The 19,539-nt window shown below is 38.4% G+C and carries 23 protein-coding genes; 15 read left to right on the top strand and 8 right to left on the bottom strand.

The window, feature by feature from the left end:
* Nucleotides 1-319: transposase (locus AP75_RS10440; protein WP_088264589.1), on the top strand; the 319-nt coding region annotated here is incomplete at its 5' end.
* Between the two features lie 8 nt (nt 320-327).
* Here AP75_RS10440 and AP75_RS10435 read toward each other — a convergent pair.
* Together AP75_RS10435 and AP75_RS10430 are read right to left on the bottom strand one after the other, a co-directional pair.
* Entirely contained in the window at nt 328-1,503 is a 1,176-nt protein-coding gene (locus tag AP75_RS10435; protein WP_031502573.1) for an aspartate aminotransferase family protein, read from the bottom strand.
* A gap of 114 nt (nt 1,504-1,617) precedes the next feature.
* Nucleotides 1,618-2,838 carry a TCR/Tet family MFS transporter gene (locus AP75_RS10430; protein WP_031502575.1) on the bottom strand — a complete coding sequence of 407 codons (1,221 nt, stop codon included), beginning with the start codon at nt 2,836-2,838 and terminating at the stop codon, nt 1,618-1,620.
* A 309-nt stretch (nt 2,839-3,147) separates the two neighbouring features.
* Between AP75_RS10430 and AP75_RS10425 the strand changes: the two genes are divergently transcribed.
* The 3 genes from AP75_RS10425 to AP75_RS10415 all read left to right on the top strand — a co-directional run bounded on the left by AP75_RS10425 (nt 3,148) and on the right by AP75_RS10415 (nt 5,535).
* Complete coding sequence (locus tag AP75_RS10425; RefSeq protein WP_088264581.1) at nt 3,148-4,398, top strand: site-specific integrase; 1,251 nt, start codon at nt 3,148-3,150, stop codon at nt 4,396-4,398.
* 104 nt (nt 4,399-4,502) lie between these two features.
* Nucleotides 4,503-5,096: a Crp/Fnr family transcriptional regulator gene (locus tag AP75_RS10420; RefSeq protein WP_031502577.1), complete on the top strand. Its 594-nt coding sequence runs from the start codon at nt 4,503-4,505 to the stop codon at nt 5,094-5,096.
* 70 nt (nt 5,097-5,166) lie between these two features.
* Nucleotides 5,167-5,535 carry a hypothetical protein gene (locus tag AP75_RS10415; protein ID WP_031502579.1) on the top strand — a complete coding sequence of 123 codons (369 nt, stop codon included), beginning with the start codon at nt 5,167-5,169 and terminating at the stop codon, nt 5,533-5,535.
* A 90-nt stretch (nt 5,536-5,625) separates the two neighbouring features.
* Here the strand turns inward: AP75_RS10415 and AP75_RS10410 are convergent, their stop codons facing one another.
* The 4 genes from AP75_RS10410 to AP75_RS10390 form a co-directional block, all read right to left on the bottom strand.
* Nucleotides 5,626-5,907, bottom strand: coding sequence for a helix-turn-helix domain-containing protein (locus tag AP75_RS10410; RefSeq protein WP_088264579.1), 282 nt, complete (start codon nt 5,905-5,907; stop codon nt 5,626-5,628).
* A complete protein-coding gene (locus AP75_RS10405; protein ID WP_031504736.1) occupies nt 5,904-6,200 on the bottom strand; it encodes a helix-turn-helix domain-containing protein in 297 nt (98 codons plus the stop codon). Before AP75_RS10405 ends, AP75_RS10410 begins: the two co-directional genes overlap by 4 nt.
* Nucleotides 6,201-6,300: 100 nt before the next feature.
* A complete protein-coding gene (locus AP75_RS10400; RefSeq protein ID WP_232527514.1) occupies nt 6,301-6,606 on the bottom strand; it encodes a hypothetical protein in 306 nt (101 codons plus the stop codon).
* A 578-nt stretch (nt 6,607-7,184) separates the two neighbouring features.
* Entirely contained in the window at nt 7,185-7,679 is a 495-nt protein-coding gene (locus AP75_RS10390) for a DUF3408 domain-containing protein (protein WP_031504889.1), read from the bottom strand.
* A 547-nt stretch (nt 7,680-8,226) separates the two neighbouring features.
* On the opposite strand from AP75_RS10390, the gene mobA reads away from it, so the two are divergent.
* Genes mobA through AP75_RS10375 form a run of 3 tightly spaced genes read left to right on the top strand, consistent with a single transcriptional unit; the run spans nt 8,227 to nt 10,869 of the window.
* The gene (mobA, locus tag AP75_RS10385) at nt 8,227-8,661 is read left to right on the top strand and encodes a conjugal transfer protein MobA (RefSeq protein ID WP_031503805.1); all 435 of its coding nucleotides are present in this window, start codon (nt 8,227-8,229) and stop codon (nt 8,659-8,661) included.
* A gap of 4 nt (nt 8,662-8,665) precedes the next feature.
* Complete coding sequence (mobB, locus tag AP75_RS10380) at nt 8,666-9,928, top strand: conjugal transfer protein MobB (RefSeq protein ID WP_088264577.1); 1,263 nt, start codon at nt 8,666-8,668, stop codon at nt 9,926-9,928.
* A 32-nt stretch (nt 9,929-9,960) separates the two neighbouring features.
* Nucleotides 9,961-10,869, top strand: coding sequence for an AraC family transcriptional regulator (locus AP75_RS10375; protein ID WP_088264575.1), 909 nt, complete (start codon nt 9,961-9,963; stop codon nt 10,867-10,869).
* A gap of 14 nt (nt 10,870-10,883) precedes the next feature.
* Here AP75_RS10375 and AP75_RS10370 read toward each other — a convergent pair whose 3' ends face one another.
* Complete coding sequence (locus tag AP75_RS10370; protein ID WP_031503801.1) at nt 10,884-11,267, bottom strand: winged helix-turn-helix transcriptional regulator; 384 nt, start codon at nt 11,265-11,267, stop codon at nt 10,884-10,886.
* A gap of 89 nt (nt 11,268-11,356) precedes the next feature.
* On the opposite strand from AP75_RS10370, the gene AP75_RS10365 reads away from it, so the two are divergent.
* Nucleotides 11,357-11,902 carry an NAD(P)H-dependent oxidoreductase gene (locus tag AP75_RS10365; RefSeq protein WP_031503799.1) on the top strand — a complete coding sequence of 182 codons (546 nt, stop codon included), beginning with the start codon at nt 11,357-11,359 and terminating at the stop codon, nt 11,900-11,902.
* Between the two features lie 22 nt (nt 11,903-11,924).
* On the opposite strand, the gene AP75_RS10360 is transcribed toward AP75_RS10365, so the two are convergent.
* Nucleotides 11,925-12,281, bottom strand: coding sequence for a winged helix-turn-helix transcriptional regulator (locus AP75_RS10360; RefSeq protein ID WP_088264573.1), 357 nt, complete (start codon nt 12,279-12,281; stop codon nt 11,925-11,927).
* Nucleotides 12,282-12,439: 158 nt separating this feature from the next.
* On the opposite strand from AP75_RS10360, the gene AP75_RS10355 reads away from it, so the two are divergent.
* From AP75_RS10355 to budA, 7 genes are all read left to right on the top strand, one after another.
* The gene (locus AP75_RS10355) at nt 12,440-13,018 is read left to right on the top strand and encodes a TetR/AcrR family transcriptional regulator (RefSeq protein WP_088264571.1); all 579 of its coding nucleotides are present in this window, start codon (nt 12,440-12,442) and stop codon (nt 13,016-13,018) included.
* 60 nt (nt 13,019-13,078) lie between these two features.
* Nucleotides 13,079-14,047 carry a nuclear transport factor 2 family protein gene (locus tag AP75_RS10350; protein WP_034979484.1) on the top strand — a complete coding sequence of 323 codons (969 nt, stop codon included), beginning with the start codon at nt 13,079-13,081 and terminating at the stop codon, nt 14,045-14,047.
* 136 nt (nt 14,048-14,183) lie between these two features.
* The gene (locus AP75_RS10345; RefSeq protein WP_034767462.1) at nt 14,184-15,440 is read left to right on the top strand and encodes a serine hydrolase domain-containing protein; all 1,257 of its coding nucleotides are present in this window, start codon (nt 14,184-14,186) and stop codon (nt 15,438-15,440) included.
* 29 nt (nt 15,441-15,469) lie between these two features.
* Nucleotides 15,470-16,000 (top strand): NAD(P)H-dependent oxidoreductase, encoded by a 531-nt coding sequence (locus tag AP75_RS10340; RefSeq protein WP_031503795.1) that lies wholly within the window; start codon nt 15,470-15,472, stop codon nt 15,998-16,000.
* Nucleotides 16,001-16,111: 111 nt separating this feature from the next.
* A complete protein-coding gene (locus tag AP75_RS10335; protein WP_031503793.1) occupies nt 16,112-16,903 on the top strand; it encodes an SDR family NAD(P)-dependent oxidoreductase in 792 nt (263 codons plus the stop codon).
* A 23-nt stretch (nt 16,904-16,926) separates the two neighbouring features.
* The gene (locus tag AP75_RS10330) at nt 16,927-17,931 is read left to right on the top strand and encodes a zinc-dependent alcohol dehydrogenase family protein (protein ID WP_031503789.1); all 1,005 of its coding nucleotides are present in this window, start codon (nt 16,927-16,929) and stop codon (nt 17,929-17,931) included.
* Between the two features lie 13 nt (nt 17,932-17,944).
* Nucleotides 17,945-19,528, top strand: a complete 1,584-nt coding sequence (budA, locus tag AP75_RS14695; RefSeq protein WP_232527513.1) for an acetolactate decarboxylase — start codon at nt 17,945-17,947, stop codon at nt 19,526-19,528.
* Nucleotides 19,529-19,539 lie beyond the last annotated feature (11 nt).

The following is a 19,539-nucleotide window of genomic DNA, read 5'->3' as shown; positions in this document are numbered from 1 at the left end:
CAGTAAAGCTGTTGATTTTCTCATGAGAACTTTGGCATATTTCTTAAGTCCTGTGAAGATTATTCTTGCTGATGGAGGTTACAGAGGAGAAATCATAGAACAGGTGAAAAATAAGTTTGCTTATCTAATCAATGTGGTGATGAGAAATGATGAAAAGAAAACAGATTTTAAGCCCTTTTCTAAAAGATGGATTATTGAACGGACATTTTCCTGGTTTGATAACGACAGGAGATTATGCAGGAATTACGAATTACTAATGGAAAATTCTGAAAATATGGTAAAATTATCCGCCATAAAAAATTTATTGAATAAAATTTAAACAGGCTCTTAATATTCATCGAGGACTTCGAGGATGATCTTGCAACCTTCCTTAATCTCTTCTAATGACAAAGTTAACGGTGGAGAAATCCTCAAATATTCATTTCGGTACAACTGCCAAAAAACAATTAAACCTTTATCCATGCATCTTTTAGCAACATCGATCGTGTATTCCGGCGAACCCAAATTCACGGCCAACATCAATCCACGACCGTTAATATTTTTAATTTTAGGATGAACCAAAAGTTCACGGAACAATTTTTCTTTTTCGTGCACTTCATTCATCAAACCACTTTCTAAAACCTCTTTTAAAGTAGCATAGCTCGACGCAGCAATCAGCGGATTACCACCAAAAGTTGTGATATGTCCGAGTTTAGGGGAATGAGATAAGCTTTCCATGATTTCACGGGAACTCATAAACGCACCTACGGGAACGCCGCCGCCCATTCCTTTTCCCATCGCCAAAATATCGGGAACAATACCGTAATGTTCGAAGGCAAAAAGTTTTCCTGTGCGCCCGAAACCAGGCTGAATTTCATCGAGAATGAGCAATGCGCCCACTTCTTCGCATCGGGCTTTTAGTTTTTTTAAATAATCTTCTTTAGGAAGCAGAAAACCCGCAGCACCTTGAATGGTTTCCAGGATGACGCCTGCGGTTTTTTCAGTGATCTTTTCTAAATCTTTTTCATTATTAAATTCAATAAAACTCACCATCGGCAAAAGCGGACGAAATTCACGTTTGTGATATTCATTGCCGGCAACCGATAAAGCACCGTGGGTATTGCCATGATACGCGTCTTTAAAGGAAATGATTTCTTCTCTTCCGGTATATCTTTTGGCCAATTTCAAGCTTCCATCAATCGCTTCCGCACCAGAATTAACGAGATAGGTCATCTCCAAAGGTTCAGGAGTTGCGTCAGCAAGCAGTTTACAAAGCGCAACAGGCATTTCCTGCGCATATTCGCCATAAACCATTACGTGCAAATATTTTTCAGCTTGGGTTTTTATGGCGTCTACAATTTTCGGGTGGGAATGTCCCAAAGTATTGGCTGATACTCCTGCAACGAAATCGAGATATTTTTTTCCGTTTTTGCCATAAATATAGCTTCCTTCGGCTTTTTCTACTTCGAAACCTGACGCAAATGGAGTGGTTTGCGCTTGATAATTAAAGAAATCTTTATGCATAAAAATACTACGTAATTTAGAATAATAAAACTGCTGCAAAGTTCGGGAAATAAAATTGTCTTACCTTAAAATTTAAATAAAAATAAATTCGTAACGCGTTTTGAACTTTAAAAACTAAAGTCGCTTTTTCCTAAAGGTAAAATAAACAATTACCGCACTGATGGCCATCAGTATAAAGCCGAGAAAAAAAGGTGCTCCCGGAAATTTGAATGGGGCAGCATCGTGCGTGAAATAATAAAAAATATTGGTCATCAGCGGTGGTCCAACAATCGCTGTTAAGCTCACCAAACTCGCTAGAGCTCCTTGCAATTCTCCTTGCTCATTTTTCGGAACCTCGGAGGAAATTACCGATTGCAAAGCCGGGCCGGCAATTCCTCCCAATCCGTAAGGAATGAGGAAAGCAAACATCATCCAACTTTCGCTTGCAAAAGCAAAAAGAATCATACCAACGGCATAAAGCGACAGACCGTAGAAAATGCTTTTTTCATTGCCTAATTTGGGCTGAATAAATCGAATTAAATACCCTTGAACCAAAGCTGCCATAAACCCCGAAACACCCAGCGAAATTCCGACCAATTTCTCGGTCCAATTGAACTTGTACATGGTGAAGAAAGTCCAGTTGGTTTGTACCGCATGACCTGCAATATAAACGAAAATCAAAGATGCGATGAGCCCCAAAATCTGAGGATACTTTCGCAACTGAAGCAGAGATCCTACGGGATTTGCGCGCTTCCAATTGAACGGACGGCGATTTGCTTTGTCCAAACTTTCTGGAAGGATAAACAAGCCATAAAGAAAATTCACCAAACACAATACAGAAGCTGCATAGAAAGGAACTCTCGGACCATATTGCCCTAAAATTCCTCCGATGACCGGTCCGATGATAAAACCTAAACCGAAAGCAGCCCCGATCATCCCGAAGTTCTTTGCGCGATCTTCATCCGTAGAAATATCAGCAATGTATGCACTTGCGGTAGTAATACTCGCGCCAGTAATTCCTGAAAAAATTCTACCTACAAAAAGCCAAAAGATTGTTGGCGCAAGCGCTTGAATCATGAAATTAATAGAAAATCCCAAAAGCGAAAACAAAATAATCGGTCGCCGGCCATAGCGATCACTTAAACCTCCTAAAACGGAAGCGAAGACAAACTGCATCGCAGCATATACAAAACTCAGCCAGCCACCATATTGAGAGGCAACGCTGAGATCGGGATTGTGAATAAGCTCCTGGATAAGTTTAGGAACCACCGGAATTACAATTCCCCAGCCTGTAATATCAATAAGGAGGGTAATAAAAATAAAACCTATCGCTGCGGATTTCTGATTTTTTTTCATGTATTACAAAGATAGTTGATGTGAAAATAAGTTTCTTATTTTTTTAAAATAAAGTTTCAGTAAAAATACATCAAAGATTAATAACAGGCAAAACGGTTGTAAATAAAGACTTTACAGCCGTTTTATGATTTTTTGGTAATGAGTTAAAAAGCAGTAAAAAGCGAGGTTTGGCAAAAGGAAGGTTACTAAAACGTTACTTTTAAACATTAGAAACAATCGTTTAAAATACTGTATTTCAGCTTTCTGCATAGTTTTTCATATTGTTCCGTAGCTCACATAGGTTTAATTTTATCATTAAGAATTGTGAGTATGGAAACGACAAAAAAATCAACATTTAAGGTATTGTTCTACCTTAAAAAGAACGCCCCAAAGAAAAACGGAAAAGTCACGGTTATGTGCAGGATTACCGTAAACGGCAAACAGTCTGCATTCAGTACAAAGCTGGATATTTCCGCAACAAATTGGGATTTGAAGTACGGCAGGGTTTTAGGTAAAAGCCGAGAAGCCCAAGACACAAACAGCAAACTTGACAAAATTCGTTCGGGTATTGAGGAATGCTATTCCAAAATCCTGAAGAACGAGGGGGCTGTAAACAGTGCTAAACTTAAAAATGCCGTTCTTGGGATGGAAAGCGGAGAACTGACCTTTTTCAAATTCTATGAACAGTTCCTATTGGACTATGAGAAAAAGGTTAATAGTGGACTTCGGGTAAATGGCACACGCAGTAAATACAAAATACTTTTGAAACATCTTCGAAATTTTGCACTTACAAAATACGGCTATTCCGATGTGTCCTTTAACGACCTTACACCTGATTTTGTACAGGACTTTGATTACTACCTGCGTGACGACCAAAGTTTGACCCACAACACCATTTGGCTGTATATGATTGGATTTACCACGCTTTGCCGATTGGCAATGAGCAGAAAGCATCTTGCTTTTAATCCATTCAGCGAATACAAGAATACCAAAAAAGACAAAGACCGTGGCTATCTTTTACGAAACGAATTAGAACAGCTCGTAACGTTCAACTGCGAGAAAAAGAAAGATGAATTGGTTAAAGATTTGTTTGTTTTCAGTTGCTTTACAGGGCTTTCCTATTCAGATATGAAAGGGCTTAAAAACAGCAATCTTCAAGATTTCTTTGACGGTAACCAGTGGATTATTGTACGGAGAAAGAAAACGGCTACATCATCAAACGTGATGCTCTTGGATATTCCGAAAATGATTATTGAGAAATATGCAGGATTCGCAAAAGACGGAAAGGTATTTCCTGTACCATCAAATACGATTTGTAATGACAGCCTAAAGCGAATATCTCAACTGATTGACTGCCTAAAAGAAAAGAAAGTAACCTTTCATTTGGCACGTCACACGTTTGCTACGTTGTTTTTAAGCGAGGGTGTTCCGTTGGAGAGTTTGAGCAAAATGTTAGGGCATAAAAATATTGCCACCACACAGATTTATGCCAAAATACTTAACGAGAAAGTCGGTAAGGATATGCAAAAGGTATCGCACAAATTTAAAGGATTGGAACGGTCTTTTGTGGCACAGCTCTGAAGCCAATAAATTAATTATCGAAAGCCAATGTTATTTTACGTTGGCTTTTTTGTAATTTTAGGGTTTGAAAAAGCAGTATATAATTGTTCTGACACCCAATCCAAATGATAGAAGAAATTGAAATCTATTTGAAACATATAAAGAATGTTTGCCCCGAAATAACAGAAAAAGAACTTGAAGGATTTAGCCGAAAACTAACCATAACAAAAATTGAGAAAAACGATTTCTACGTTAAAGCAGGACAAATTCAGAAACAAGGCGGATTTTTAGTAAAAGGGCTTATTCGTGCATTTCATACAGATGATTTAGGAAACGAAAAGAACATTTACTTCGTTCCTGAAAATGAATATACATTTCATTACGCTTCTTTTATGGACAATAAACCAAGTCCGCTTTCTTTTCAATGTTTAGAAACATCAACAATCGTAAATTTCCATTCTGAACATTTGCAAAATGCCTACAATGAAATTCCGAAGTTTGAAAAATACGGACGATTAATTGTTGAAGTAAAACTCAAAATACAACAAGAAAGATTAGAAGGTTTTCTTTTTCAAAATGCAGAACAACGATATATTGAATTCATAAGTCAATATCCGCAACTATTTAACCGAATAAGCATATCACAACTTTGTAGTTATCTTGGCGTAGAAAGACAAACACTAACAAGAATTCGCAAAAAACTTTCCCAAGCCAACTAATTTTGGCACAAATGTGTCAGTAAATTTAAGCGAGTATTTTTCAACTTTGTCAAACATTAAAACTTAAAAAATGGCAATAGAACAATTTGTAAAAAACTACATTGACGCTTGGAGTACAACAAATACAGACGAAAGAAGACAACTCATTGAAGAAGTTTATTCTACTTCCGCAAAATTTTATGCAAATGAGCCAGGAGATGAAGCTGTCGAACATCACGGTTTAGAAAAAATATATGGAAACATCACACAAGTAAATGAAAGGCTTGTTGTTGGAAACAGACTTATTACTGAACTAACAAGCTATTCCGAAAATAACGACACATTAAGAGTAACTTGGCAGATGAAAACACCCGATGGAAACATTGCGTTGAAAGGAATGAATTTTCTACAACTTGACAATTCAAAGAAAATTAAGCGGGATTATATTTTCATCAATTAAGAGTACAATCGTAAAACCCCACAGCCCACCGCTTCAAGCAGTGGGCTGTTTCTTTAATTGACAGATACGGTTACAGTTTCACACAATCAGCTACCGCTGGTAGTTATCTTCCAATACCTTGATAATATCGCTTTCACGGAAAAGGATTTTCCGTTCGAGCTTGATAAAAGGTATCAGTCCGTCATCCCTGTACTGTAGCAATGTCCGTTTGCTTATGTGTAACATCTCGCAAACCTGTTCACCTGACAGGTAGATTTCCCCCTTTAGTAATGGGTGGAAATATTCTCTGATATACAACAGTTCATTTTTGATGCCTACCACAGCTTCGAGCAAGGCAAGCATATCTTCGTTTGAATTTCCAATCTGTTTCATTTCTTTTGCTTTTTTAATGGTCGCTCTCCCTGCATAAGTAACTCCACTTCGGATAATCTGAAATACGTTTTCCGATTAATTTGCGTTGCTCCAAGAATGCCTTTTGCCCTATACGTCTGCAACGTTCTTTTGCTGATGTTGAGCAATTGGCACGCTTCCTGTTGGTCGAGCCATTTAGTTGCCTGTTGCAGTGCTTTGTAGGGTGTAGTCATTTCCGCTATCAAATTGGAAACTTCCTTAACTTCCCTATGCAATGCTTTCAAAATCTGAATGTCTAAAACTGTTATTTCCATATCTGCATCATTTAAACCTCTAAAATAAAAGCTATTCAAATAGGTCATTTTAATGTTGCATCCGATGGCGGTATTTGGCGTACAGTTGCCAAATACTAGGCTATAATCCTAACTTTGGTTTCTTACTTTTAGGGCGAGCCTGTTGTATTTTGTTTGTATTGTCCATTTTTAAAGCAGGCTTTTTATTGGTGTGTACGGTCTGATTGTTTTCGGCATTTTTATAATCCGAACGCATAACCGTTTTGGTAGCGCCTATGATGCTTTCAGGTTCGGCAGTCTGCTTTGGCGGTTCAACACGCTTGCCCCCGAACAGCCTGCCCAGACCTAAACCCTTTGTGTCTTTGAATTGGCGTTTAAAGTTGGCGATGAAATTGGAAATCGGGTCGCTGTTCTTATCGACCTGCATAAAAGGGGGGGCTTTTTTTGCTCGGATTGTTCTTTCTCTTTACGTTCTTTGTCGGTTGTTACTTTTTGCGCCATAGGTTCAAAATTTTCCCCCAATATAGAACACGAGGGAATGTATTGTTTTCATTTGGCGTTATGTGGCAGTATTTGGCTTATGTTGGCACAATATGAAAAAATAATCCTCAAAACACTTTAAATTTTCCTCGCAAAGCCCTCACACATTTAAAGAGTTTTGTAAGGATAAAGGAAAGCATACCAAAAACACCCTATCCTTAGCCCTTACGTGTTTTTTGTACCCTTTCTTTGATTGGAATTGATTAAAAAAAGAATAAAAAAGGTAGCAAAGATAAGGCGGACAGCCACCGCACCACCCAACCAAAAGCTTACGGCATAATGGCAGGGCAAATATGGTGGCTTCGCCTGGTTAATCTGTTGCCCTGCCACCCTTCGGGACTTATTCCGTTTCCTTTTGGTTTTTCCGCCTGTCCCCCTTGTTAAAATGGCTTTCTTTTTTTTTGTTTTTTTCTTTTGGAAAATAATTTTAAGAGGTAGAAACGTACCTCCCACCACGTATAGTTATCAAAACAACGGTTTGTGTTTCTCGTTATAGATTTCCCTAATCAATTCCCCGAACTCCTGAAAGTGGTATTCGATAATGTTGTCCAGATACGCATAAATCGTCAGTTTGTCGATGCCCATAATGTTTGTAAGTCTGTTAAATGTCTCGTGGTGTTCCTGCCGTACATACACTGATTTCCCCCTGCTTGCCGTTGTCGTGGGAATTTTGAAGAACCGTCCGCAGTAGTCCACTTTGGTCAGCTTCTTTGGCTTGTAAGTCATCCTTCTTGTATTACTCTCAGGTGTTTTTGTATTTTCCGTTTCAGTTTCCGAAGGTTCTTCGCCTGCCATTACACGCATAATAGCTTCCTCATCTACTTTGGGTTTGACAAAATCTTCCCGATGTGCTACTACCTGTTGTTCCGTGAAAGATTGTTTATTTTCATCAGTTATGAAATTTTCAATAGAGAAATCCTCTTTTTCGGGTTGCTGATTTTTGTTTTCTTCGTGTATCATATCTATCATTTTTAATATTATATCCAATTAGCTGTTTGGTTAACTAAGCAATCAGCTGTATATACTGTTGAATCTATGTAACTACCTATCTACCTAAGCACCTGCAGACCCTTAATTGGTTAGTTCATTAACTCAAAAATCTGCAATTCGTATGCATTCAATCACGCAGATTTACTGTCGGGATTTATGCTGTTTAGTTACTTCATTAAGGATATAACCAATCAGCTAGCTAGCCATATACAAAGGAAATAAAAGCAGTCCCAATCTGCTTTAAGGTGGTATTCAGTGGCATCATTTGGCGTTCATTGTCATTGTTGTAAATAGCTGTTATTCAAATAGTCTTACCGAAATTTGTAATGGAAGCTATGGGTTTTCCCTGCTAACTACAATCCGTTTGCAAAACGGATTTTTCTGAACCCTTGTTCAGAGCAAGTTATCTCTTGAGGTCCTCGAAATGAATTTCGGCACCTCAAAAGCACTTGCCCTTGCAGGGGGCTGGAAACGGCTCCGAAGTCGCACGTTTATTAAAAATTAAAAATGGATTATTATGGAAGAGAAAAACAGAAAAAAGATTAGAAAAACAGGAAGGAAACCAAAGAACGACCCTGCGGTCAATCGGTATTCCATTAACCTAAATGCAGAAGATAATGCAAAGTTTCTTGCACTTTTTGACCAATCAGAAATGAAAGTAATCGCCCATTTTATTACAGCTTGTATCTTTCAGAAGACGGTAAAGACAGTAAAAATTGATATGGATGCAATAGATTATCACGAAAAACTGACCCGATTTTTTAGTCAGTTTCGATCGATCGGAACAAATTATAATCAGATTGTGAAGATATTGTATCGCAATTTTTCAGAGAAAAAAGCAGGAACGTACCTTTTTAAATTGGAAAAAGAAACCATAGAATTGGTAAAAGTCACTAAGGAAGTCATCCGTTTGACACAGGAATTTGAAGCAAATTATCTGAAAAAAGAATAAAAATATGATTGCAAAAATCGGAAAAGGAAGCAATATGTATGGAGCAATTTTGTACAATCAGCAGAAAATGGACAAGGAAAACGGAGTGGTTTTATTACTGAACAAGATACCCGACACGGTGGACGGCAGGTATTCTGTAGCCTATTTTAATAAGTGTTTTGAGCCGTACCTGTCGGCAAACATCAAAACGGAAAAGACGGTACGGCATATTTCGCTGAATCCAGATCCTTCAGATAAAGTCAGCGATGAACAGTTTACCGAAATGGCACAGTTATATATGGAACGTATGGGTTACGGCAATCAGCCCTATATTGTTTTCAAGCATACGGATATTGACCGAACGCATATACACATTGTTTCTACTTGTGTAGGTATTGACGGAAAGAAAATACCCGATGATTACGACCATCCACGCTCAATGGCAATCTGTCGGGATTTGGAACAGAAATATAATATGAAAAAGGCAACTGAACAAGAACAGAAACAAGCCGACAAAGTTTTCAAACCTGTGGATTACCACAAAGGCGACATCAAAAGTCAGATTGCTTCGGTAGTGCGACACTTGCCAAAGTATTACAGCTTTCCGACTATGGGAAGCTATAATGCTTTATTGTCGCTGTTCAACATCACAGCAGAAGAAGTCAAAGGCGAGCGGAACGGTCAGACCGTAAACGGATTGGTGTATGTGGCATTGGACAAGAACGGAAACAAGGCAAGCAATCCGTTCAAAGCATCGCTATTCGGGAAAGATGCAGGAATTGCACAACTGCAAAAACACTTTGAACAGTCCAAAGAGAAAATGAAAACCACGCCTGTAAGGTCTGTTCTCAAAAATGCGGTGGAGCTTGCCATACATACTACAAGCAATGAAACGGATTTTAGAAAGCAATTGACCGAGCAAGGCATCAATACGGTTATAAGATGTAATATTGAAGGACGAATTTACGGTATGACCTTTATTGACCACGAGAGCCGTAGCGTTTGGAATGGTTCAGCTTTGGATAGAAACCTGTCGGCAAATGTATTTAACGATTGGTGGAACAACGGTAACAAACCCGAACTGAAAACACAGCACAGCCCTGTTTCTAAACCGAATACAATAGACAACCAACCAAAAGACCTTTTTGAGTTTATCTCACAGGAACATTCGCATAGTTCCGATTTGGGATTGTTCAGCCTGTTGCCTGATGCACAGGGAGAGAATTATGAAGAAGACCAGTTTGCCAATCGGATTAAGAAAAAGAAGCAGAAAGGGAGGAGATTGTGAAAACGGTTGTTTGAATTTCATAACTTTGCAATATGAAACGTAAGGAAACAATAAAAGAGTTTTACACCAATCACGGACAGGAATATCCAAAAACGGGACAATTCAATATATACCGTAGAGAGGAATTTGCGTGTGACAGCACCTCATTACCGCCTAACCGTAGGGATTTTTATAAAATCTCAATGACTACAAAAGGAACAGGTGTTTTGAGTTATGCCGACAAAGCCATAAAGATTGACAGACCTTCCATTACTTTTCTTAATCCCCTAATCCCTTATTCGTGGGAACCGAACTCGGAAGACCAAGCTGGTTATTTCTGTCTTTTTACAGAAGACTTTGTAAGTCCGACCCTGAAAAATGAAAATCTTTCGCAATCGGCATTGTTCAAAGTTGGGGGCAATCACATATTTTTCCCCGGTAAAGAAAGTTTAAAACTTTTGGAAAGTGTTTTTGAAAATATGATGCGTGAAATACGCTCGGAATACGCCAATAAGTACGACTTATTGAGAAGCTATGTGCAAATCATTATGCACGAAGCTATGAAGATGCAACCGCCCGAAACTTTTTATCAGCCCGTCAATGCTTCGGAGCGTATCACCACATTGTTTTTAGAATTGTTGGAGCGACAATTTCCCATTGATGCCCCAAGCCAAACGCTGCAACTTAAAACAGCAAACGAGTTTGCCGGACAGCTCAACGTTCATACCAATACATTAAACAGGGCTTTGAAAGAAAGCACGGGCAAAACCACAACGGAATGGATTGCCGAAAGAATGATTAAAGAAGCGAAAGCATTGTTGCAGTTCAGTAATTGGGATATAGCCGAAATAGCTTATAGTTTGGGATTTGAGCATTCTTCCAACTTTATCATTTTCTTCAGGAAGCAAACCGATATTACTCCCCTGCAATTCAGGAAAGAAATCGGAACTGGCATTGCTTAAAATAATGGACTTTGTTATACAGTCTGTCCGGCAGATATAAATTCGCCCTTTTCGATGACAGCTTTATTACCCCATTTTGTGATTGCTTCCAAAACAGGAACAATACTTTTGCCGAAATCGGTTAAACTGTAAATGACTTTTACAGGCGGTTTTTTGCCGTGAACTTTTCTTAAAACAAGACCATCTTTTTCTAATTGTTTCAACTGTAAACTTAAAGTCATTTCGGTAACAGACGGTATTTCTTTTCGAAGTTCGTTATATCTCTTTGCTTCATCTTTTAAATGATAAAGGATTACAGCTTTCCATTTACCACCTACTAAATCCATTGTCAGGCTTACCGTGCAAGGATAAGTTTTACCATTCAATTTCACGAAATCGCCTATACATTCTGTTTTCATTTTACTATTTTTTTTTCAGTCTATCCATTTCGATAGTTATTGCAAATGTAATTTACTAAAATTAGTTTTGCAACTAAAATTATTATAGTATGGTATTAGTTATTTTAGCACACCCGAATTTCGATAAGTCTTTTGCTAACAAAACGATTATTGAAGAACTACAAAAAAGTGATTTGGAATTGGAAATCCGAAACATTCACGACCTCTATCCCGATTATAAAATCGATGTGGAAGCTGAACAGGAAGCGTTATTGCGACATCAGACAATCGTTTTCCAATATCCCTTTTATTGGTATAGTATGCCTGCCATTTTGAAACATTGGTTTGACGAAGTGTTTTTACATCAGTTTGCTTACGGCTCGAAAGGCGACAAGTTGAAAGACAAAAATTTTGTACCGAGTTTTACCGTGGGTTCATCGGAAAGCAGTTATAAAACATTGGGCTTTCAGCATTTCAGAGTATATGAATTTTGCAAACATTTGGAACAGACCGCTTACCATACACAGATGAATTATATCGACCCGATTTATTTTCACGGAACTTCTTTGGTTGCAGGTTATACAGAGGAAGAAGTAAAGAACAGGGCAAAAGACCACACAAAAAGACTGATTGAAGCATTACAAGAACTTGGATAAAGTTCCTGTAATGCAGCAAACTTTAAATCATCTTCTTATGTTTCTCTCCCCATACTTCCAACTGTTCCAATATCGGTATAAGTTGAATTGCACTTTTGGTTAGTTCGTATTCCACACGTGGCGGAACTTCCGCATAAACTGTTCGGGTTATCAATTTATTTTCTTCCATTTTTCGGAGCTGTAACGTTAGCATACGTTCGGTTATATTAGGGATACGTTTTTTCAGTTCACCAAAACGTAGTTTTCCCTTTGCCAAAAGGCAACAGATAGCCAATGTCCATTGTCCGCCAATAAGGTTCGTAGCATAAATTTGAGAACATTCTGAACCTAACTGTTGCCTGTTCTCATAGTTGACAGAACTCTCTTTTACTTTACTCATACTTACATTTTTGTTAGTACTATACAATTTGTTGCAAAGATACAAAATCGACAGTTGCGTATGTGGATTAACACTGTAAAATTTCAATACAGATAATATGCAGAAAACATAAATCTATTTTGGAACATTCGGTTTAATATTATATCTTTGCATCCGATATGCCGAGAAATAAAGAGTTTGACTATAACGAAAAATTAGAAACTGTGCGTAACCTTTTTTGGAAAAAGGGATACAATGCTACTTCTATGCACGATATAGTCGCTACGATGAATTTGAACAGAAGTAGTATTTACGATACTTACGGCAACAAACACGATTTGTTTCTGAAATGCCTATCCAATTACGCTTCTTTCAAAGAAAGGCAATATTTGGAAGCCTCAAAAGTAAAGGGAAAAGCCATTGAAGCATTGGAATACGTTATCCGAGATGTAGTTAATCAGACTTTGGCAGATGACAAGGCGTGTCTGATTGTGAACACCATTTTTGAGGTTGCTCCTGCGGACAAGGAAGTGAAAAACCTCCTCCAAAAAAGCGGAAATGCCTTGCAATCCATTTTGGAAAACCTGATTACACAAGCAAAAAAAGACGGAGATATTAAAAGCCAAACTTCTGCCTTAGTGATTGCCCGATATATTCTCGCTTCGTTCAGTAGTTATTGGAGCCATTATATTTTGAACCAAAATAAGCAGGAAGTATTGGAAATGGTGGACTTTTTGACGGAACAAATAAAACGGTAAAAATTTTTTTTGTTCTATTTTGGAACGATTGGTTTAAAATAAATTAAATACAAAAACAATATGAGAAAACAAGCAAGAACGATTTTAGCTTTTGCGATCTTGATGACAAGCGGAGAAGTCTTTGCACAAAAAATAAGCAACAATAAAGAAAAAATTATGACAAATAATTCAGAGCAAAACGAGCAACTTCGGGTTGCAAAATCTTATTACGAGAAAATCAATAGCGGAGATTTTAATGACGACAGTTATTTTGACCTTTTTACGGAAGATGTGAAAATTTTCTATCCGAAATTTGGTTTTGTGGAGGGAAAATTGGGAGTTAAGAAATTCGGACAACAGGTGCGAAATCTGTTCAATAACTTGACTTTTGAGTTGGACAAATTCAACTTTATCGTAACCGATAACACTATTGTAGTGGAGGGCGTAGAGATAGGTGCAATCCACACAGGAGCGGTTTTTCCCGACAATGAGATTTCATTTGGAAAATTTTGCACGGTCTTTGAATTTGAGGGAAACCGTATTAAAAGAATGTATTGCTACGTTGACCCAGACCACGCAGGACAGGATAAAGAAGTTGTGGATTTGTTGAAAAGTGAAAACAAAAATTTAATAGAAATAGAGCATAAAACAATTGAAGCCGAAACCAAAAAAGTTGTTGATGAATTTTACGAAATTCAATCGGGTAAAAAACAGGGAAGTTTAGCAGATTTGTTTGCCGATATGGTAGATTTTGATTTGCCAGGAAATAAAGAAAAGTTTCCGTGGACTGGAAAACGACAAACCAAAAAAGAAGTTGAGGATTATTTCAAAGTTTTATATCAAAACATCAAATCCTTAAAATTTGATGTGGAGTATATCGCCATAAATGGCGAAAATGCAGTAGCAGTCGGTCAATTATCATCGGTTATTCTAAAATACAATAAAGTATTTAATGCTCAATTTGTCAATATTTTTAAAATCCGCAACGGTAAAATCGTAAAATACCATTTTATGGAAGACAGCTACCGATTGAACGAGGAAATGAAATAAACAAATTAAAACATACACCAGGAAACATCCAAATCAATACTTACATTTTTGTTAGTACCATACAATAGGTTGCAAAGGCACGAAATCGAATGTAGCCTATGTAATTTTGTGGTGTAATTTTAAAATCAAATAAAAAATGTTAAAACAAATCTTATCAACTATAGCTTGCGTAATAGCGTTAAACAGCCTCGCACAAAATACTAAACTTGAAAAGAGTATTGATGATTTATCTGCCCGATTGGTAAACGCAAAAGAAGTTTCGGGAGTGAATGTATTATTGCTCAAAGACGGCGAAGTGATTTATAACAAAGCCTTTGGCTATGCCGATGTTAGCACAAAACAACCTTTAAAAACCGATAACATTTTTCGCATTGCTTCTCAGACCAAAGCGATAACGAGCATAGCGGTTATGATGCTTTACGAAAAAGGAAAAATCCTGTTGGACGACCCGATTTCAAAATATATTCCTCAATTCAAAAATCCGCAGGTGCTTGACAAATTTAATCCTGCCGACAGCAGTTATACAACTGTTCCTGCACAAAGGGAAGTTACTATTAGAGATTTGTTACGCCATACTTCGGGTATTGATTATCCGCTAATTTCCGATGATACAAGAATGCAGGCAATATACGCCAAGGCAGGAGCGGTAACGGGTATTGGAAGCAAAGGTACGTTGAAAGAAAAAATGGAATTGCTTGCCAAACAGCCATTGCGACACCACCCTAATACAGCTTTCACTTACGGTCTGAATACAGACGTTTTAGGGTATTTGGTAGAAGTTGTCAGCGGAGTTCCATTAGACAAATTTTTCCAAACTTACATATTTGAACCGTTACAGATGACCGATACACAGTTTAAAATCCCACAGGATAAGGCTGACCGTTTGGTTTCCGTCTCGGAGAAAACGGATAAAGATTTTGCAAAAGTTAATCATACGATTTATGAAAATAGTAGCCCTGATTATCCACTGGAAGACGGAATATACTTGTCTGGTGGAGCAGGTTTGTCTTCTACGACTGCCGACTATGCAAAATTCTTACAGATGCTGTTGAACAAAGGCACTTACAATGGAAAACGGATTTTAGGTGCAAAAACCGTTGAACTGATGACTACCAACCAACTTTCAAATCAAGTAATTTTAAAAGGCGACCCCGATTTCCGTTTCGGATTAGGTTTTGAATTGGTTACTGAAGAAAACAAATTTTCTAAATCCCCAAGTATCGGTACTTTTTCTTGGAGTGGAGCTTTCAGTACACACTACTGGGCAGATCCCAAAGAAAATATCATTGGATTGGTCTTTACACAGGAGTATTTCCGCCCCAATCATAATGATTTGGGTACATTGTATAAAAATGTGGTGTATGCAAATATGGATACATCCGACTTTTATTAAAAAAACAGATAGTTGAAAATCATTACAATATGAAAACATTGATAATCATTGTTCACCCCGATATAGAGCGTTCGGTAATTAATAAGAGGTGGATTGAAGAATTAAGCAAGCATCCCGATAAATATGATGTTCATCAATTGCACAAGGTTTATCCCGATGATCAAATTGATGTATTGGCAGAACAAAAACTGATAGAGCAATACGATAAAATTGTATTTCAGTTTCCTTTTTATTGGTTCAATTGCCCGCCATTCTTAAAGAAATGGCTGGATGATGTGCTTACCTATGGGTGGGCGTATGGAAGTAAGAGCGGTTATAAGGTTTCGGGCAAGAAAATCGCTTTGGCGATGTCTGTTGGAATAGATGACCACGAGTATAACACAACGGGGAAATACAAATATACTATGGCTGAACTGACCCGACCTTTTGAACTGACTTTTGAGTATGTAAAAGCCGATTACAAACCGTTCTTTGCCTATTATGGAATTGAGCTGAACAGCACAGAGGAATGGATTGAGAAAAGTGTATCTCCTTATTTGGATTTTTTAAATTCTTTATAACAGTGCAAGAGTTCTGATTGTCTATACTTATCTCATAACCATTTGTTTGATTTGCATAACTTTTTAAAAAGCATCGGAGCGAACTTTGTACCGTAATAAAAATTAAGAATTATGGTTCAGGAAAATTTAAAAGGAAAAGTTGCTCTAATCACTGGTGGTACTACTGGGATTGGGTTGGCATCTGCAAAGCTATTTTTACAAAGAGGGACAAAAGTTGTCATAGGAGGCAGGAGGTCAGAGATTGGCAAAGAAGCTCTTGCAGAATTGCAAAAAATAAGTTCTGATATTCATTTTGTAAAAACCGATGTTTCCAAAAGCGAGGAAGTGAAACATCTTATCGCAGAAACTATTCGCATTTTTGGCAGACTTGATATTGCTTTTAATAATGCTGGTATTGAGGGGCATTTTGCACCGATTGACGAAACAAATGAAGACGAATTTGATACTGTTGTTGGTATTAATCTGAAAGGTACTTGGCTATCTTGCAAATACGAAATTGAACAATTCAAAAAACAAGGCACAGGCGGTACAATCGTAAACACTTCATCTTGGCTTTCAAGAGGGGCTTTTGGAGGTTCAGGAGTGTATTCAGCAAGTAAAGCCGCTGTGGACGGATTGGTTCGTGTTTTGGCTGTTGAAGCTGCAGAAGCCGGAATAAGGGTAAACAGCATTCAGCCTGGCTATATTCAAACCCCTATGTTTGACCGTTTTTATCCTTTTCCTAAAGAAGAAGCTGATAGACTAAAAGAACCAACAAAAAAGCACGCTCCAATGGGTCGTTTTGGAAACCCTGAAGAAGTTGCCGAATTGGTGGTCTGGTTGAGTAGTCCGTCAGCATCCTTTGTTACAGGAGAAAGTATTTTGGTAGACGGCGGATTGACTATCGGAGGACAACGTTATTAATTTCAAATTCCATTCCAAAGATTATGCAAGCAATACAATTAGAGAACTACGGTATAGAAAATCTGAAATTAGCCGAAGTGCCAACGCCCGAAGTTGGAGAAAACCAAGTATTGGTAAGAACCACAGCCGTTTCATTGCAATACCTTGACCTTATTGCAGTAGAAAATACGGCAGGGTTAAATATCCCGCTTCCGTTCATTCCTGTTTCAGAGGGAGTTGGTATAATAGAAAAGGTAGGAAAAAACGTAACACGGTGGAAAAAAGGCGACCGTGTATTGATACCGTTCATCAGGAGTTGGGAAGCAGGAAAGACAACGCCTTATCACAATGCGCTAAGGACAGGTCTGCAAACTTCGGGAACTTTGGCGGAGTTTACCCTACAGCCGGAAAATACGCTTGTCCGTTCCCCTCAAAACCTTACCGATGAAGAAGCCACATCACTTTCGGTTGCAGGTCTGACAGCTTGGGCAATGCTTATGCAGGCAGGCATCAAGGCAGGACAGACGATTTTGGTACAGGGAAGCGGTGGCGTTTCTTTGTCCGCCCTGCAAATCGCAAAGATTTCGGGTCTGAAAGTAATTGCAACCACAGGTAGCAGGGAGAAAGAGCAAAAACTGAAAGACTTGGGTGCAGACGAAGTTATCAATTATAGAGACTTTCCCGAATGGAGCAATGAAGCAAAACGGCTGAACAACGGCATAGGCGTAGATATAACGCTGGATGTGGCAGGACAGGAAACCATTGAGCAAAGCATCCTATCCGTAAAAGAACACGGTTTTGTGGGTTTGGTCGGTTTTATGTCCGGTAGCAGACTATCTTTTGACGTGTTTCCGCTCATTATGAACTATATCCGCTTGCAGGGTTATTCCGTAGGCAATGCACAGGAATTGGGCGATTTGGTTAATGCCATTGAAAAGAACAATCTTAAACCTATTATAGACAGCGTTTACACCATAGACCAAACGCAGGAAGCATTTCTAAAGCTGAAATCGGGCAATGCTTTCGGAAAAGTAGTCATCAAATTTTAAAGCAACGGGAACTATGAAAATAAGAAGCATATCAACCGCAGTCCTTATCTGCATTGGTTTAAACAGTTTTTCGCAACAGGTCATCAACGGCTTTGCAACACCCGAAAGTGTTACATCGGACGGCAAACGCTTTTTTGTTTCCAATCAAGGGCAGGATTTCAGCAGTCGGGATGGTGATGGATTTATCAGTGAAATTTCCGCAGACGGCAAACTGATAGAACTGAAATTTGCGCCGACCAAAGGTGTTTTGCACGCTCCCAAAGGTATGGCTGTTGAAAACAGTATTTTGTACGTGGCAGACCTTGAACGCATCGTAGGATTTGACATAAACAGCCGAACAACCGTTTTTGAACTTGCCATTCCGCAGGCTACCGTACTGAATGATATTTGCCGTTTGGAAAATGGCTTTATAGGTGTTACAGATACTTATTCGGGGAATATCTACAAAGTAAATACCCGAACAAAGTCGTTTGAAATAATCGGAAATATCCCGACAATAAACGGCATTTCGTTCAATAGGAACACCAATCAGCTTGCCGTTTGTACCAATGGGGAAACTCTGGGCGAGGGAGCGGTCTATATCAAAACAGGCAATGGAGATTTTCAGAAGCTCCCCAACATTGCCAACGGATTTTTTGACGGCGTGGAATGGTTAGACGACAATCATTTGCTGATTTCGGATTGGGTAACGTTTCCGACCAAAGGCTATGGTAAACTTTGGATTTACGATTTGGTAAACCAACAACCCGAAATGCTACTGACTGAAGAAAGCGTTGCAGATATTTATTATGACCATTCCTCACAAAAAATATATATGCCCCAAATGCTGAAAAATAAAGTAATCATCACGGATAAAAAAGAACTGGAAATGGTAAATAAAGAGAAATACAACAAATTATATCAATACGGTGTGGCGGATGCTTTTGTGGGCGGTCTGTACAAGGGAACTTTACCTGTTAAAGATTTGAAGCTAAGAGGCGATTTCGGTTTGGGAGCACCCGATATGTTAGATGGTGAATTGACGATGCTTGACGGAAAAGTATATCAGACCAAAGCCAAAGGCGAAACCGTTGAACCTGAAACCGATTTTAAAACCTCAATGTCGTTCGTAACATTCTTTAAAGCCGACACGGTTATCAATGTTGAAAACACAATTGGCGAAAAAGCCCTTTGGGAGCAGATAGGCAAGGCACTGAATAATAAGAATACGATGTATGCCATTAAAATAACAGGACAATTCGACCATATAAAAACAAGGGCATTTCCACCTGTAAAGAATGAACCGTTCCCTCTTATCACTTCAATTTTCGATACGCAAAAGTTCTTTGAGTTTTCAAACACGCAAGGCACGTTAATCGGTTATCATCTTCCAGAATACCTGAACGGCATCAATAGCAAAGGCTTTCATTTTCACTTCCTTTCAACCGACAAAACACAGGGCGGACACGTTTTGGATTTTACGGGAAAAGATTTGAAAATCGAAATTGCCGAACTGAAAAGTTTTGAATTAGAAATACCGACAGACAAAGATTTTCAGCAATTCAATTTTGAAACCAAAGACAACGAAGCACTAAAACGTGTGGAGCAGGGAAAGTAAGAAATATATTC

Origin of the sequence: Kaistella haifensis DSM 19056 (assembly GCF_000735695.2) — a bacterium.
GTDB classification, from domain to species: domain Bacteria; phylum Bacteroidota; class Bacteroidia; order Flavobacteriales; family Weeksellaceae; genus Kaistella; species Kaistella haifensis.
Note: the sequence above shows the minus strand (reverse complement) of the source record. Positions and strands in the feature narration are given on the sequence as shown.

Coding starts and splice junctions, on each gene's coding strand:
- AP75_RS10345 (WP_034767462.1), top strand. CDS start 14,184: ATGTTAAAACAAATCTTATCAACTATAGCTTGCGTAATAGCGTTAAAC.
- AP75_RS10430 (WP_031502575.1), bottom strand. CDS start 2,838: ATGAAAAAAAATCAGAAATCCGCAGCGATAGGTTTTATTTTTATTACC.
- AP75_RS10355 (WP_088264571.1), top strand. CDS start 12,440: ATGCCGAGAAATAAAGAGTTTGACTATAACGAAAAATTAGAAACTGTG.
- AP75_RS10405 (WP_031504736.1), bottom strand. CDS start 6,200: ATGGAAATAACAGTTTTAGACATTCAGATTTTGAAAGCATTGCATAGG.
- AP75_RS10390 (WP_031504889.1), bottom strand. CDS start 7,679: ATGATACACGAAGAAAACAAAAATCAGCAACCCGAAAAAGAGGATTTC.
- AP75_RS10400 (WP_232527514.1), bottom strand. CDS start 6,606: ATGCAGGTCGATAAGAACAGCGACCCGATTTCCAATTTCATCGCCAAC.
- AP75_RS10350 (WP_034979484.1), top strand. CDS start 13,079: ATGAGAAAACAAGCAAGAACGATTTTAGCTTTTGCGATCTTGATGACA.
- AP75_RS10370 (WP_031503801.1), bottom strand. CDS start 11,267: ATGAAAACAGAATGTATAGGCGATTTCGTGAAATTGAATGGTAAAACT.
- AP75_RS10435 (WP_031502573.1), bottom strand. CDS start 1,503: ATGCATAAAGATTTCTTTAATTATCAAGCGCAAACCACTCCATTTGCG.
- budA (WP_232527513.1), top strand. CDS start 17,945: ATGAAAATAAGAAGCATATCAACCGCAGTCCTTATCTGCATTGGTTTA.
- AP75_RS10410 (WP_088264579.1), bottom strand. CDS start 5,907: ATGAAACAGATTGGAAATTCAAACGAAGATATGCTTGCCTTGCTCGAA.
- AP75_RS10375 (WP_088264575.1), top strand. CDS start 9,961: ATGAAACGTAAGGAAACAATAAAAGAGTTTTACACCAATCACGGACAG.
- AP75_RS10415 (WP_031502579.1), top strand. CDS start 5,167: ATGGCAATAGAACAATTTGTAAAAAACTACATTGACGCTTGGAGTACA.
- AP75_RS10340 (WP_031503795.1), top strand. CDS start 15,470: ATGAAAACATTGATAATCATTGTTCACCCCGATATAGAGCGTTCGGTA.
- AP75_RS10330 (WP_031503789.1), top strand. CDS start 16,927: ATGCAAGCAATACAATTAGAGAACTACGGTATAGAAAATCTGAAATTA.
- AP75_RS10420 (WP_031502577.1), top strand. CDS start 4,503: ATGATAGAAGAAATTGAAATCTATTTGAAACATATAAAGAATGTTTGC.
- AP75_RS10360 (WP_088264573.1), bottom strand. CDS start 12,281: ATGAGTAAAGTAAAAGAGAGTTCTGTCAACTATGAGAACAGGCAACAG.
- mobA (WP_031503805.1), top strand. CDS start 8,227: ATGGAAGAGAAAAACAGAAAAAAGATTAGAAAAACAGGAAGGAAACCA.
- AP75_RS10365 (WP_031503799.1), top strand. CDS start 11,357: ATGGTATTAGTTATTTTAGCACACCCGAATTTCGATAAGTCTTTTGCT.
- mobB (WP_088264577.1), top strand. CDS start 8,666: ATGATTGCAAAAATCGGAAAAGGAAGCAATATGTATGGAGCAATTTTG.
- AP75_RS10425 (WP_088264581.1), top strand. CDS start 3,148: ATGGAAACGACAAAAAAATCAACATTTAAGGTATTGTTCTACCTTAAA.
- AP75_RS10335 (WP_031503793.1), top strand. CDS start 16,112: ATGGTTCAGGAAAATTTAAAAGGAAAAGTTGCTCTAATCACTGGTGGT.